We start from the raw sequence: 14,757 nt of genomic DNA on the forward strand, positions 1-14,757 counted from the left end.
TCAGACGATGGACAGGGCTATGCCGTCGAGGATGTCGTGTTCGCTGACGACGAGAGCGGAAATATCTGCGCGCCGGGACAGTTCGTAGGCAAGCACCTCGGTGATGACGGCACCGCCGCCGATCACATCGACGCGACCGGGATGCATGGGGCCGAGAGCGGCGCGCTCGTCGTGGTTCATGCCGATCAGACGATCGCAGACCTCGCGCACCTGGTCCAGGGTGAGGGTGGTGAGATGGACGCGCTCCGAATCGTATTCGGGCAGATCGAGGGCGACGGCCGCGATCGTGGTCATGGTGCCCGCGACGCCGACCCAGGTATGCGCACCATCGACCGGCACCATGGCGAAGGCCTCATCCAGTCGTTCGGTGGCGAATTCCCGTGCGGCGGAGACCTCTTCGGCGGTCGGCGGATTGCCCGGCAGGCATCGCTCGGTAATGCGGACGCAGCCGATATCGGCGGAGAATGCGGCACGCACACCATCGCTGTCACCGACGACGAGTTCGGTGGATCCACCACCCAGATCGACGACAACGAAAGGCCCTGCCTCGCTGGCCAATTCACCAACCGCACCGCTGAATGACAGCCGCGCTTCCTCGTCACCGGTGATCACCTCGGCCTGCGCACCCGCCACCACGGTGCCGAGTTCGGCACGGGCCATGGCGAAAAAGTCCTCGCGGTTGGCGGCATCGCGAGTCGCGGAGGTCGCGACCATCCGCACCCGACTGACCCCCGCCTCCCGCATCAGCGCGACATAATCGGCGAGCGCAACCCTGGTGCGCTCGATCGCCTCCGGCGCGAGCGCACCCGTCGCATCCACCCCCTGACCCAGCCGCACAATGCGCATCTCCCGATGCACATCCACCAACCGCCCATCGCCGAGCACTTCGGCGATCAATAGTCGGATCGAATTCGTCCCGCAATCAACTGCCGCTACCCGATCACTCATGCTCAGCTCCGCTCCTATCAGCCACGGCCAATTTCCCACTCGCGCTCACCGGAGCGCCCGCTCATCCCAGCACCTCCGCCGCCCGCGTCAGCGGCCGCGCACATCGCACCGCTCACTCGCGGCGGTCATGTCATTGCGCGTCGGTCGGGGCGTGGGGCGGCTCGTATTTCGGCCAGTCCGCCGGGATGGCGGTGCCGCGCAGGCCCCTATCAGCCGCTAGGGATACCGCTTCGTCGCCGAAGGGATTTACGCCCGGCCCCTTGGCGAGGGAGTGTGCGATGAGGACGTGCAGGCATTTCACTCGTTCGGGCATACCGCCGCCGGTGAAATCGGTGCCGAGGGATGCGATCTCATTGCGCTCGGCGAGGTAGCTCTCGTGGGCGGCGCGGTAGGCGGCGGCCAATTTCGGGTCAGCGGCGAGGCGGTCGGTCATTTCCCGCATGACGCCCGCGGATTCCTGCCTGCTCGCCTCGGCGGTGAGGCGCGGATCGGTCAGGTAAAAGAGGGTCGGGAAGGGGGTGCCGTCGGGCAGCCGCGGCGCGGTCTTGACCACCGCGGGCAGACCGTCCGGGGTGCGGTAGGCGACGGCGAGTACACCGCGCGGCTCGCGTCCCAACTGCTTGGCGATGATCTCGAGATCACGGTCGTTCGGTGCGGTCACCTGGGTCCTTCCGGTGCTGGCTGCGGCACGGCGGGTGCGGCCGCGGGCGCCGGGGCCTGCTGCGGTTGCGAAATACTGCGCCACAGTTCGGTGTACCAGGGCTCGGGCGCCTTCGACTGGGTCGGTGCGGCGGGCGGCGCGGGCGCTTCGATACCCGGCACCTGGACGATATAGGGCGTCTCACCCGGCATCACCAGCCGCAACCGGTCCCTGGCCTCGGAGCGCACATAGGCCGGATCCTGTTGCTGCGCGCGGCGATCCCGCAATTTTGCGAGATCGGCCTCGAGTTCGATGCGCTCCTGCGCCAAATGCGCGGCCTCGGCGCGCTGGGTGAAATATGTGCGTAGTGGCACAGCCAAAGTCAAGGCGAGTGCGCACAGAACGATGGCCAGGATGACCGCCTTACCGGTGGACAGGCCGAGGATGGTGCGATCGTGCTTGTCCTCGTGTCCACCGGAGCGCAGCCCTATCTTCTGCGGCTTGGCCTTCTCGGCGGCTTCGGACCGCCTGCGGGTCGTCCGCTTCGGTGCGGCCGCCGGCGATTCGGCGGCCGGGCGCGATCTGGCAGAGCGCGACGTGCGGCGATTCCCACGTCCGGCCGGACTGGATCCACGCGCACGCCGCTCTGTCATACCGCTCCCCTAGCTGGCTAGCCTTCGAACGCGAACCGCGGGAACGCGACGTCACCCGCGTACCGTGCGGAATCGCCGAGCGCGTCCTCGATGCGCAGCAGCTGGTTGTACTTGGCGACGCGCTCGCTACGCGCCGGGGCACCGGTCTTGATCTGACCGCTGCCGACCGCGACGGCAAGGTCGGCGATGGTGGTGTCCTCGGTCTCGCCGGAGCGGTGGCTCATCATCGTTTTGTAGCCGTTGCGGTGCGCGAGCTCGACGGCATCCAATGTTTCGGTCAGCGTGCCGATCTGGTTGACCTTCACCAGCAGCGCATTGGCCGCGCCCTTGGTGATGCCCTCCTCCAGGCGCTCCGGGTTGGTGACGAACAGGTCATCGCCGACCAGTTGCACCTTGTCGCCGATCTGATCGGTCAGCGCGACCCAGCCGTCCCAGTCGTCCTCCGAGAGCGGGTCCTCGATGGAGACCAGCGGGTATGCGGTGAGCAGTTCGGCGTAGAACTGCGCCATCTCGGCGGCCGAGCGGACGCTGCCCTCGAACTTGTAACCGTTGCCCGCGGTGTAGAACTCGGTGGCGGCGACATCGAGTGCGAGCGCGACATCGGTGCCCAGCTTCAGGCCGGTTTTCGCGATGGCGACACCGATCAGGTCGAGCGCTTCCTTGGTGCCCGCGACCGAGGGCGCGAAACCACCCTCGTCACCGAGACCGGTGGACAGCCCCTTGGCCTTCAGCACCGACTTGAGCGCGTGGTACACCTCGGCGCCCCAACGCAGCGACTCCTTGAAGGTGGTCGCACCGATCGGGGCGACCATGAACTCCTGGACGTCCACACCGCTGTCGGCGTGCGCGCCACCATTGAGGATGTTCATCATCGGCACCGGAAGCACATGCGCATTCGGACCGCCCAGGTAGCGGAACAGCTCGAGGCCCGAGGATTCGGCGGCGGCGCGGGCCACCGCGAGCGAGACGCCGAGCAGGGCGTTCGCGCCGAGGCGGGACTTGTCCGGTGTGCCGTCCAGGTCCAGCAGGACCTGGTCGACGGTGCGCTGCTCGACCGCGTCCAGGCCGATGACGGCGGGCGCGATCTCGTCGAGCACACCCTCGACGGCCTTCTGCACACCTTTGCCGCCGTAGCGCTCGCCGCCGTCGCGCAGTTCGACGGCCTCATGCTCACCGGTAGAGGCACCGGAGGGCACGGCAGCCCTGGTCAGGGTGCCGTCGTCGAGGGCGATCTCGACCTCGACAGTGGGGTTTCCGCGAGAATCGAGGATCTCGCGAGCTCCGACCTGTTCGATGATGGCCACGAAAACGACACTCCTTCGGCTGTTGGCACGGTAGGTCTGACGGGAAGGGCCGTGCGCCTGCGAGCCTAGCGTCCTCGACGATTGCGCAGTAACCGGCACTCCGACGAATCGCATCGCACTGTCGCGACGAGCACCCGTTGCTTCCTCCGACGAGTGCTCATGCCCGGCGCCCGACGCTGTAGGCGGCAGCGCGATCGCGGACGGTCAATAGATAGGCATTGGACTGGTTGTAGGTCAATAGGGCCTGTTGCCAGCCGCGCTCGGAGGTCAGATCGCCACCACTCGCGCACAAATAGCGAGCCGCGGTCAGTGCGGCGTCATCGATATTCTGCGGATCGGCGACGCCATCGCCGTTCGCGTCGACACCCCAGCGCTTCCAGGTCTCCGGAATGAATTGCAGTGGGCCCAGCGCCCTGTCGAACTCCGGATCGCCGTCGAGCATGCCGCCGTCGGTGTCCTCGACCAGTGCTACTCCCGGCGCACCGTCGAGTGGGATGCCGATGATCGGCGGGCGCACGGTGCCATTCGCGTCGACCACCGAACCGCGATGGGTGCCGTGCTTACTTTCCACGCTGGCGATTCCCGCGATGGTGGTCCAGGCGATGCCACAGTCGGGCCGGGACCGGCCCATGATTGCCGCAGCGTAGCCGTAGGCTTCCAGCGCGACACTCGGAATGCCGAGTTTGTCGGATTGCTCGTCGGCCCAGTCGCGCAACTGCGCTGCGGTGCGGCCGGGCGCGTCCAGATCGATCAGCGGTAGCGGCGTACCAGGGCCGGGCGGAATGCCTTCGGGAATCGGCGGCAGATTGCGTTCGGCACCGCAGCCGGCGAGCACGAGGGTCACCATAGCGGCGACAAATACGCCGGTCAGCTTCGCGAGCATTCCTCCATCATCCGGATTCGAACGACCACCCCCGCGAGGCATGCGTCGCGGCAAGCCCGAATTCATATGTCCCTCCCCCTGCAGACCCAGCATGCCCGGAGCATGCGCTCCGTGAACCGAGATTACCGAGCAGATCGTCGATTACGCAGCCACCGATTCGTGCTCGCAGAACTAGCGCACATCACGCACAACGTGTGTGCGGGAAACGCCTAGCCGAGCAGTTCGTGGGTCGCGGTGTGTGCCGGAGTGGTGAGGACCGCTGTCGCCGAGCCTGATTCGACAATGCGCCCGTGGTCGAGGACGACGAGGTGCGAGCAGTGCCCGGTGACCAGGGTCATATCGTGGGTGATGACGAGTAGGCCGGTGTCGTGTTCGGCGCGGATACGGTCCAACAGGGTCATGATCGAAACAGCGGTGTTGTGGTCCAGGGCCGAGGTGATCTCGTCGCAGACCAGGACGGCGGGCTCGGCCGCGAGCGCCCTGGCCAGCGCCACTCGCTGGCGTTGGCCGCCGGAGAGTTCGTGCGGGTAGCGGGTGGCGAGTTCCGGTGCGAGTTCGACCGAGTCGAGTAGATCGGTAATGCGCTGCGCCAACTGTCGTTTCGCAATCCCGCCGATTCGGTGCAGCGGACGGCCGAGGGTCTGCGCGACGGTACGCCGAGGGTTGAGCGCGGACCGGGGGTTCTGCGTAACCAGCTGAATACCGTTGCGACCGTCGCGAGTGCGACGACCCGGTCCGACCGGGATCGATTCACCTCGCAATACCAGCGATCCGGTCGCTTCCGGGTGCAGGCCGGCGACCACCCGAGCGAGAGTGGTCTTACCTGCTCCAGACGCTCCGACGATCGCCAGCGCCGCGCCGCCCGGCAGCACGAAATCGATGTCCGCCAACACCTCGTGCCCGCCGATCGAGGCGCCGATATCCTGCGCGCGCAGAGTGGGTCCCGCAGCCGATTCCACCGTCCTACTGCGCACCGCTACCGCCGCCCACCCGCCGCTCGGCTGCGGAGCCGAGCCTCCGGTGTCGACGTCGAGCGCAAGCTCCGGAGCCGTCGCCACCCGCACGATCGACGCGGGACCCCCATTCGATTGCGATGAAATCGACATCCCGAAACGAGCCGGCAAGAGTGTGCGCCCGATCACATCGGAATGCACCGCACCCAACTCGACCACATCATCGGCGATCGCATGGATAGTCGCGGTGTCGTGCCCGGACAGCAAGATCGCCGCAGCGCGCTGAGCGGCGACATCGGCGAGCACACGGGCGATTTCGGTGCGCAGGGATCCGTGCAGCCCGGCCAGTGGTTCGTCGAGGATAAGGATCCCGGTATGGCGAACCAGCGCACGCGCGAGGGCCACCCGGCGCTGCTGACCGCCGGAGAGTTCGCCCGGGCGACGGCGCAAGTGCTCATCGGATAGGCCGACCAGCTCCAGGGTTTCGGGCACGGCGGCATCGGGATGGCGAACCTCGTTCAGCAGGGCACGCACCCGCATCAATGGATTGAGCGCCGAGCCGGGATCCTGTCCGACATACGCGATATGATTACGTCGGAACTGCTGCAGCGCACCAGGATTCAAGGCAAATACGTCCTGCCCGGCCACCACGGCCGAACCCCCGGATCGCCGCGCTCCCGCTGGCAAGTGCCCGAGCAGTGCCCGCATCAACGTGGTCTTGCCCGATCCGGACGGACCGGTCAGGGCGGTGACCTTACCCGCTGCGACGCGGAAACTGATGGGTTCGAACAACTTTCGACCATTCGATCCGCATACTGTCAACGCATCGACGACGACAGATCGATTCATCCCCGCTCCTCCCCAACCGGCGACTCCGCACCGGCCAGTGTCTCGGACCCGCGCGTTACCCGGATAGCCCGTCGTCGCGGACGATGTTGATCGAACGAGGTCACCGCGAGATTCACACTGACCGCGACCACCGCGATCGCCAGGCTCGGCGTCAGCACGGACCAGGGGTTGAGGAGCATGCCGGAGGAGTTCTCGCGCACCATGACCGCCCAGTTGCTCGCGCCCAACGTGGTCGGCAGCTGCAGAAACGATGCGGTGCTGACCACATACACGCCCTCTACGAAGCGAAGACCGAGTTGCGCGGCCAAGACCTCGCGTAGATTCGGAATCACCTCGCGAAATACCAAGTGCGGCAGAGTTTCACCGCTGGCTTGGGCGACCTCGACATAACCGCTCGCCGCGACTCCGGCGGCAGCCGCGGCGAAAACTCTTGCGCAGTAGGGAGTTCCGAAGAGCAGCGCGACCACCACAAGGCCGTAGACACCCGCATCGGGCCACGCCGTCAGCACCAACAAGATCCCGAGCACGGCCGGCAGCAGGATCGCGAAATCGGCGCCGCCCTCGATCAAGGCACCGACCCGTGGACGCAGTGCCGCGACCACACCGAGCACGCACGACAACCCCGTCACCGCGAGCGCGATCACGCCCGCCAGCAACAGCAGACCCCAACCGCCATAGAGCAGTTGCGCCAGCACATCCCGCCCGAGCCGGTCGGTACCCAACAAGGTGTCCGCACCCGGCCGCGCGAACGGTATCCCGACCGCCTCCTCGGCAGATCGAGTCGCCAGGCTGGGCCCGAGCGCGGCAGCGATAACCACCACCAGCGCGGGCAGTACCGTGAGGAAACGCTTCATTCGCGACCTCCGGGTCGTCGGAATCCGGTCATATCCGCCCCCGCACCGCCCAGGCCCGAATCCCGTCCGCCATCGCCAACATGGCCATGATGACCACCCCGGTCAGTGCCACCACCGCGGCGATCAGGGAGGTGTCCCGGTCGGCTACCGAACCCGCCAGCACCGCACCGAGTCCCGGATAGTTGAAAATGGTCTCCACCACCAGCGCACCACCGAGCAGCATGCCGACCGTGGTCGCGAAACTCGCCACAATCGTCGGCAGAGCGAACGGCAGCACATGCCTGGTCAGCACAGTGGTTGTCGAAAGCCCGTCCAGCACCGCACTTTCCACATGCGGCGAGCGCGCGGAATCGAGTAGCGCTGCGCGCACCACCCGGGTGTTCCAGCCGGTCTGCGGTATAGCGAGTGCGAGCACCGGCAGCACCAGCATGTCCGGACTGGCCGGAAAACCGGAACGCCCGGTAATGGTGACGGCGGGCAACCAACCCAGGCCCAACGAGAACGCCAGGATCAACAGGGTCGCGATGACGAACTCCGGAATCGCCGCAGCCGCGGTGGTGCTCGGCTGCAACAACCGGGTAGTCGGCCCGCGCCGCGCCGCCCACCAGCTGCCGACCAGCAGCGACGCGACCACCGTCACCAGGAACGCGAGCCCACCGAGCAGCAGCGTCGGCGGAAACTTGTCGGCCAATAGCTCATTGATCGAACGCCCACGCGCGGTACGACCGAAATCGCCGGTCGCCACACCGGATATCCACTCGAGGAAGCGCATCGGCAGCGCACGGTCGAGGCCGAGCTCGTGTTCCTTCGCCGCGATCTGCTCCGCGGTGGCGTCGCGGCCGAGCACCGCGCGGGCGGAATTGCCCGGCAGCAGGTCGACTGCCGCGAACACCGTGGCCAGCAGCGCGACCAGCAGGACGACGCGCCGGATAAGGAGTCGGGCGAAGGACATCACTCCGCGAGCCAGGCTCGTTCCAACTGCACCCTGGCGAAGCCGCCGAGGGTCGGCACATCACGCACCCGGGATGTCGCGATATCGATACCGTCGGCCATGCCCCACACCAGATAACCACCGCGGGCGTACTGGATCCGCTGCACGTCATGGCAGGCAATCGCGTATGCCGAGTCATCAGGAGCAGCAAGGGCTTTCGTGGTGGCGACATCGAATTCCGCATCCTTGAATGCGGTTTCGTTGCGATTGGAAGCCGAGGACATCAGCTTGGTCGCGAAGAAAAGCGTGGAATCATTGGTGCCCCAGGAGACCGTGTACAGCGGCGCCTTCAACCAGGTCTGGTCGTAGAAGGTATTCGACTCCTGCGTCACGACATCGAGGCGCAGCCCGATATCGGCCAACTGGGTCGCGATCACCTTCGCCGATTCGACCTCGCCCGGCGCCTCGGCCTTGGTGAGGAACTGGTAGCTGCGCCCGGTATCGAATCCGGCATCGCGCAGCAGTGACTTCGCCCGATCCACATCGCGGACCCGCTGCGCGACCGTGTTGTCGTACAGCGGATCACCGGTGCCGAGGATGTCGTTCGCGACCGTGCCGTAACCCGAATGCACCTGATTGACCAAGGCCTTGCGATCAACGCCCAACCGAATGGCTTCGCGTACCCGCGCATCGGCGAACGGTCCGTCGGAGGTCCGCATCGCGACCCCGACCATGGTGTCGTTCGATCGCCGCACCACCCGCAGATCGCCGCGCCCCTCGGCGGTGCGTCCCGCGATCGCACCGACATTCGATGCCAGATCGATCTGCCCGCCGAGCACCGCATTGCCCAGCGCCGTCACGCTGTCGAACATGGTGACCTCGATGGCATCCAGCAGTGGCACCGGACCGTACCACCTATCGTTGCGCACCAGCCGGGCATTGCCACCCTGATAGGACTCCAACCGGAACGGCCCGGTGCCGATGGCCTTGGTGAAATCGGTGGTGTCCTTCTTGACCGTGAAGGTCATCAACCGAACCAGCAGCGGCAGTTGCGAGTTCGGCTCCGGAAGCGCGATGACCACCCGATTCGGACCGTCTGCGGTGATGTCGTCCACGGCGGCAGGCATTTTCGACGCACCGCCGACGGTCCGCAGTCGACGTAGCGACCACACCACATCATCGGAGGTGACGGGGGTGCCGTCGTGGAAGGCGGCACCGTCGGCGATGGTGAAACTCCAGCGACGTCGCTGCGCATCGGCTTCCCACCGACTGGAAAGGCGCGCAGCAACATTCGGGTTCGCGCCCGGTACCGTGAGTGCGTCGTACACCAGCGAGGTGATGAGGAAGTCGCTGTCATTGCTGAGATTCGCATGCGGATCGCGTTCGATGCGCGCCGCGCTGCCGAGCGCACCGACCCGCAGGGTGCCGCCGCGCCGCGCCGGGCCGTCCGAATTGCCGCCGTCCGAACATGCGGCGACCACCAGCACCGCGCCGACACCGAGTCCCGATCGCAGGAGTTGTCGTCGATTCCATTCCATGGTGCTGCCTTCCTCGAACCTCAACGAGTTACCCTCGCGCGACCGCGAAACCTAGCGCATCTAGCTAGGACAGGCTAGCCTAATAGAGTTCCGGGCGTTGAGTTTTGCCGCAGCACAGCTATCCGCCACCAGCTCGAAGACGATGCCGCAAATTAGCCACAAGCCGTGATCTCAGACATGCGCATGTGCTATTTTCGATACTCGCTTAGGTAAGCCTTGCTTTAGGTGGCAAGACCCACTAGCTTCGCAGATCGAATCGTCATACCCCGCTTTTCGACCCGATGCGAAGAAGGGATTCCTGGTGAAAGGCGTTCTCTCCGAACGTAAGACGCTTCACCCACGGGATATCGAACGGCGCGAGCTGCCGACCACCGCCGCACAAGCGGTGCGCGCGCTCGCCCGTGAGATATGTATCACGCTCGACACCCGGCCCGATGGCACGGCCGGTATCGCGCGCACGCTGACCGATCCGGCATTACTCGAGCAAATCGATGCGCGCGTCGGTGAGTTGCCCGACGCGGTGCGCGTCGCCATGCGACCGCCCGCCACCGCCGCGGGCGCCACGATCGTCGGCAAATTGCCTTTGCGCGATGCCGAATTCGGCCCGACGCCACCGAGTTGGGTCGAGGCGGCCCGCTGGAGTGGTGAATCGGACCGCCCTGCGAGCTCATTCGAACTCGATATGGCGATGCTGCTGCTGGCGCGCAGCGCCGGTGAACCGTTCGGCTGGCAGGGGCAACAGGGCGGACGGCTGGTCAATAACATCGTGCCATCGCCGGGTCACGAACACGAGCAATCCGGCGCGAGTAGTAAAACCCTGCTCAGCCCGCATACCGAGGACGCATTCCACCCGGACCGCGCCAATCTGCTGATGCTGGTCTGTCTGCGCAATCCGGACGGCGTCGGCACCACCGTCTCGTCGGTGCGCCGGACCGAGCTCTCCGAGGACGAACGCCGACTACTCGGTACGCCGACCCTGCCGATCCTGCCCGACGTCTCCTACGGCACCGGGCACGAGCACTACTGCGCACCGCCGTTGCCAACGCTGTGGGGCACCGAATCGGGCTATGAGACAGCAGATTTGACGCTTCGCTACGATCCGGCATACACCCCGCTCGACGATGCCGATACCGAATTGCGGCTGGCATACGCTCGGCTCACCGCGGAACTCGAACGCGTCTGCGTCACCGCTGCTCTAGCCCCCGGTGAGCTCCTGCTGGTGGACAATGATGTGGCCGTACACGGTCGGGTACCGTTCACCGCGCGCTACGACGGCACCGACCGTTGGCTCAAGCGCGTCAATGTCCGCCTGCCCGAACGCCGACGGCGGTCCGCCGAGGCCGACGAAAATGGTTATGGGCAACGGATCGTCGCCCCGTTCCGAGCGGCAAGCAACCCGCTCGCGATCGACGGTGTACCGGCCCGGGCCAACACCCGGACCGCAGTAAGGCTGGATACGACACAACATGATCGAGGAACCGTTGAGCACCCGTGACCGGAGCACACCACTGCGTGTGCTGAGCCGAAGCGACCTCGCGGACGTGCCCATCACGCCCGCCGATGTCGTGCGCGCGGTAGAGGACGCGTATCTCGCCTTCGCCGCGGGTGATTCGGATAATCCCCGCAAACTCAGCGTGGCGAATCCGGACGGCTGGTCGGTGGCCTACGCCATGCTCGGGCGCGACGGCCGCCGCCGGGTGGTCGCGATGAAGACCTCCTACAAATTCGATCCCGGTCACGACCGCAGCACCAAGCGCTACTACACGACCATCACGCTCTACGACGACAGCACCGGCGCACCGATCGCCATGATGGACTGCGCCAGGGTCGGCGCACTGCGCACACCGGCGGTTTCGGCGCTGCTGGTGCGCGAGACCGCGCGCCGTGGCGCGGAGAGCGTGCTGCTGATCGGCACCGGAACTCAGGGTCGAAATGCGCTGCCGCACTTGCTCGCCGCCAATCCGCAGCTGCGCAAGCTGATGCTCTACGGCACCCATCCGGAGGGGCTGGCGGCGGTGCGCGACCACCTCGCCGCATACAACCCGCACGCATTGCTGGAGACCGTCGAGGACCCGCGCGCGGCCGCCGGTGTCGCCGATGTGGTGTTGGCGACGGCGGGGCCGGGTACCGAAGTAGCGATCGAATCCGATGATCTCGCACCGGGTTCCACCGTCGTTCTCGTCGGCTATGGCCTGGCCCCGTCCACCCTGGTCGACGCCGATCGGGTAATCGCGACCAGCGCCGAGCAAATGGCGCTGACCGGCACCGATATGGCCGGTCCTGACGGCAGGTTGCGCAGCGTCGACGCCGAACTGCCGCATATCCTGAGCCGCCGCGCGATCGCCCGACGTTCCGATGACGAGCGGATCTTCGTCTACAACAGCGGGTTGGTGTTGACCGATATCGCGGTGGCACACGCACTCGCCGAACGAGCCATTGCCGAGGGCCGCGGCACGGAGGTGCCCCTGTGGGACTAGACATCAGCGCCGTCGAGTTCGACAAGACGGTCCGCGACCCCGGCACCGCCGAACCCGACGGCACGTTGTTGTTCGACCACGGCTCGATCCGCGACAAGGTCGAACTCGGCGACCGTCCGTCGAGCACCGGCGCTGCCCCCGACCCCGCCGTGCTGGCGGCGGTGCAGGGACTGCTGAGCATTTGCGCTCCTGCCCTGCCCGCACGCACCGATGACTTGGAGCGCAGGCTACTCGCCGATCCGAATCTGCTCGGCGATATCGCCTTTGCGATCGGCGGGCCGTTCCATGTGATGTATCCGTCACGAGTGGCACTGAATATCAACGGATTCCAGCGTGCGTTCGAGCAGGCCGGTGTGGATGGCGTTGTCTACTACGGCAAGAAGGCCAACAAGGCGGCATGTGTGTCGCGCGCCTGCGCCGAATATGGCGCTGGCGTCGATGTTTCCAGTGTCGGTGAGCTGAATGCCGCACTGTCGCAGGGCGTTCGCGGTGACGAGCTGATGGTCACGGGTCCCGCCAAATCCGACGACTTGCTGTGGTTGGCGGTGCGGCACCGCGCATTGATCGCCGTGGACAGCCTCGACGAGCTCGACAGGTTGGCTGGGTGCACCACCCCGGCCGCCGCGGCTCGGGTGCTACTTCGCGTGCTGCCCACCGGATCCGCGAGCCGATTCGGCATGACCGCCGCGGAATTGGACCGCGCGATCTCGGTGATCGGCGCATCCGGAACCGTCGGCCACGAATCGATCCGCCTGCAGGGCTTCAGCTTCCACCTTTCCGGCTACGACGCCGTCGCACGCGCCGACCAGGCCGACGAATTGATCACCCGCTGTCTGGATGCCCGCACACTGGGGCATCCGGCCAGCACCATCTCCATCGGCGGCGGATTCGGCGTCGATTATGTGTCCGAGAGCGCCTGGTCGAAGTTCACCGAACACGCCAACAGCCGGTGGTTCCATGCGGGGAAGTCCTTCGATTCGTACTACCCCTACCATTTCCCGGCACCGGGTCCGGCCATGCTCACCGCCATTCTCGAACACAATTCGCTCGCGGAACGGTTGCGCGACAACGATATCCGGCTCGCCATCGAACCCGGTCGGGCGCTGCTCGACCGCGCGGGGTCCAGCGTCTTTCGAGTGCAGGGCAGCAAGACCCGCCACGTCGACGGTGCCCCCTACCAGCTGCTCACCGTGGACGGAACCAGCCTGAGCCTGTCCGAGCAATGGTTCGACAGTGAATACCTCCCCGATCCCATACTGTGGCCGCCGCGTCCGGGCGAGCTCACCCCGACCTGCGTCGGCGCGGCCAGCTGTCTGGAGTCCGACATGCTCAGCTGGCGGCGCATCCCGTTACCGCGACGAGCCGAGGTCGGCGATTTGCTGATCTACCCCAATACCGCTGGTTACCAAATGGATTCGAATGAATCGGCCTTCCATGAATTGCCGATTCCGCCGAAGGTGGTGCTGCACGACACCGGCGATCGACTCCGCTGGACGCTCGACGCCGGATGATCCGGCACCCCATTCGACCAATACCCTTACGGCCCGAACGAGGAGACCTCAATGCCGCTCGTCACGCGCGTGACGGATCTGATCGGTCGCACCCCGCTATTCGAACTGGCGACCACCGCGACCGGCACCCGGCTGCTGCTCAAACTCGAGCAGTTCAATCCGACGGGTGCGGCCAAGATCAGGATGGCGCGCGCGATGATCGACGATGCCGAGCGTCGCGGTTTGCTGAGTAATGGCGGGCATATTATCGAGTCCACATCCGGGAATACCGGGCTCGGCCTCGCGGTAGTAGCTGCCGAACGTGGGTATCGCTTCACCGCCGTGGTCGATCACCACGCATGTAAGGACAAGCTGCGCGCGATGCGAGCAATGGGTGCGGAATTGGTATTCGTCGCCGATGAGGGCGACGACAACCTGGCCACCTCGGCGCGGGAAGACCTGGCCGAGGCAATGGCGGCCGGACAGTCGGAGGCGCACTTCACCGAACAGCACAACAACGACGCGAACGCGGTCGGGTACTACGCCGTGGCCGAAGAATTGCTGGAGGACGTGGAGCGCGTCGATATCCTGCTCTCCGCGGTGGGCACCGGCGGTTCGCTGTTCGGCACCGCGACCCGACTGCGCCAACTCGGCTGCACGCCACGGGTGATCGGTGTGGAGCCCGTCGGATCGATTGCCTTCGGTGGGCCGGGCGGCCCGTACTGGCAGTCCGGCACCGGCACCCCGCCCGGCGCCACCATCGGCACCGCCGTGGATTACGCGCTGCTCGACGAGGGCGTCAAGGTCTCCGATATCGCGGCTTTCGCTACCGCCCGCGCGGTGGCGGCCGAACTCGGTCTGATGATCGGCGGCTCCGCGGGCGGCTCGGTACACGCAGCGCTCACCCGGCTCGAGGAGTTCCCGCCCGGCTCGACCGTGGTCACCATCGTCTGCGACGGCGGCGAGAAATATCTCGACACCGTCTTCGACGACGAGTGGATGCGTGAGCGCGATCTACTCGACGCGGACACCGAAAGCGATGTGCGCGCTATGCTCGGCCGCTACGCTCCCGCCCACCGGGACCAGCTTGTCGAGGCGCGATGACGCACATGCGTGCTTTCGATCACCGTTGCGCGACATCCCGCACGTCTGAAATGATCATCCGATTAGGGTTACCTAAGTTTTGGAAGCTCAGCGACGAGTTGGGATCGGACTCATGACGATCGGTTCAGCGATT

General features: G+C 66.2%; 13 protein-coding genes. 4 read left to right on the forward strand and 9 right to left on the reverse strand.

Features of this window, described 5'->3' with window-relative positions; translation table 11 throughout:
- From ACQP2U_RS36345 to ACQP2U_RS36385, 9 genes are all read right to left on the reverse strand, one after another.
- Nucleotides 1–948 carry an exopolyphosphatase gene (locus ACQP2U_RS36345; protein WP_433711679.1) on the reverse strand — a complete coding sequence of 316 codons (948 nt, stop codon included), beginning with the start codon at nucleotides 946–948 and terminating at the stop codon, nucleotides 1–3.
- A 130-nt stretch (nucleotides 949–1,078) separates the two neighbouring features.
- Nucleotides 1,079–1,609: a DUF501 domain-containing protein gene (locus ACQP2U_RS36350; RefSeq protein WP_433711680.1), complete on the reverse strand. Its 531-nt coding sequence runs from the start codon at nucleotides 1,607–1,609 to the stop codon at nucleotides 1,079–1,081.
- On the reverse strand, nucleotides 1,606–2,241 hold the full coding sequence (locus ACQP2U_RS36355) for an FtsB family cell division protein (protein ID WP_433711681.1): 636 nt from the start codon (nucleotides 2,239–2,241) through the stop codon (nucleotides 1,606–1,608). The genes ACQP2U_RS36350 and ACQP2U_RS36355 overlap by 4 nt, the downstream gene beginning before the upstream one ends.
- Before the next feature lie 17 nt (nucleotides 2,242–2,258).
- Nucleotides 2,259–3,545 carry a phosphopyruvate hydratase gene (gene eno / locus ACQP2U_RS36360; RefSeq protein ID WP_397037127.1) on the reverse strand — a complete coding sequence of 429 codons (1,287 nt, stop codon included), beginning with the start codon at nucleotides 3,543–3,545 and terminating at the stop codon, nucleotides 2,259–2,261.
- Between the two features lie 157 nt (nucleotides 3,546–3,702).
- The gene (locus ACQP2U_RS36365) at nucleotides 3,703–4,428 is read right to left on the reverse strand and encodes a lytic transglycosylase domain-containing protein (protein ID WP_433711682.1); all 726 of its coding nucleotides are present in this window, start codon (nucleotides 4,426–4,428) and stop codon (nucleotides 3,703–3,705) included.
- A gap of 209 nt (nucleotides 4,429–4,637) precedes the next feature.
- Nucleotides 4,638–6,230 carry an ABC transporter ATP-binding protein gene (locus tag ACQP2U_RS36370; RefSeq protein WP_433711683.1) on the reverse strand — a complete coding sequence of 531 codons (1,593 nt, stop codon included), beginning with the start codon at nucleotides 6,228–6,230 and terminating at the stop codon, nucleotides 4,638–4,640.
- Nucleotides 6,227–7,084 carry an ABC transporter permease subunit gene (locus tag ACQP2U_RS36375; RefSeq protein WP_433711684.1) on the reverse strand — a complete coding sequence of 286 codons (858 nt, stop codon included), beginning with the start codon at nucleotides 7,082–7,084 and terminating at the stop codon, nucleotides 6,227–6,229. Before ACQP2U_RS36375 ends, ACQP2U_RS36370 begins: the two co-directional genes overlap by 4 nt.
- A 28-nt stretch (nucleotides 7,085–7,112) precedes the next feature.
- Nucleotides 7,113–8,036, reverse strand: a complete 924-nt coding sequence (locus tag ACQP2U_RS36380; protein WP_433711685.1) for an ABC transporter permease — start codon at nucleotides 8,034–8,036, stop codon at nucleotides 7,113–7,115.
- Nucleotides 8,036–9,553: an ABC transporter substrate-binding protein gene (locus ACQP2U_RS36385; protein WP_433716701.1), complete on the reverse strand. Its 1,518-nt coding sequence runs from the start codon at nucleotides 9,551–9,553 to the stop codon at nucleotides 8,036–8,038. Before ACQP2U_RS36385 ends, ACQP2U_RS36380 begins: the two co-directional genes overlap by 1 nt.
- Before the next feature lie 301 nt (nucleotides 9,554–9,854).
- Between ACQP2U_RS36385 and ACQP2U_RS36390 the strand changes: the two genes are divergently transcribed.
- The 4 genes from ACQP2U_RS36390 to ACQP2U_RS36405 all read left to right on the forward strand — a co-directional run bounded on the left by ACQP2U_RS36390 (nucleotide 9,855) and on the right by ACQP2U_RS36405 (nucleotide 14,624).
- On the forward strand, nucleotides 9,855–11,048 hold the full coding sequence (locus tag ACQP2U_RS36390; RefSeq protein WP_433711686.1) for a TauD/TfdA family dioxygenase: 1,194 nt from the start codon (nucleotides 9,855–9,857) through the stop codon (nucleotides 11,046–11,048).
- Entirely contained in the window at nucleotides 11,020–12,030 is a 1,011-nt protein-coding gene (locus tag ACQP2U_RS36395; protein WP_433711687.1) for an ornithine cyclodeaminase family protein, read from the forward strand. The genes ACQP2U_RS36390 and ACQP2U_RS36395 overlap by 29 nt, the downstream gene beginning before the upstream one ends.
- A 149-nt stretch (nucleotides 12,031–12,179) precedes the next feature.
- Nucleotides 12,180–13,541, forward strand: a complete 1,362-nt coding sequence (locus ACQP2U_RS36400) for a Y4yA family PLP-dependent enzyme (RefSeq protein ID WP_433716702.1) — start codon at nucleotides 12,180–12,182, stop codon at nucleotides 13,539–13,541.
- Nucleotides 13,542–13,592: 51 nt separating this feature from the next.
- Nucleotides 13,593–14,624: a PLP-dependent cysteine synthase family protein gene (locus ACQP2U_RS36405; RefSeq protein ID WP_433711688.1), complete on the forward strand. Its 1,032-nt coding sequence runs from the start codon at nucleotides 13,593–13,595 to the stop codon at nucleotides 14,622–14,624.
- Nucleotides 14,625–14,757 lie beyond the last annotated feature (133 nt).

It is taken from the genome of Nocardia sp. CA-084685 (assembly GCF_050955785.1).
Classification (GTDB): Bacteria; Actinomycetota; Actinomycetes; order Mycobacteriales; family Mycobacteriaceae; genus Nocardia.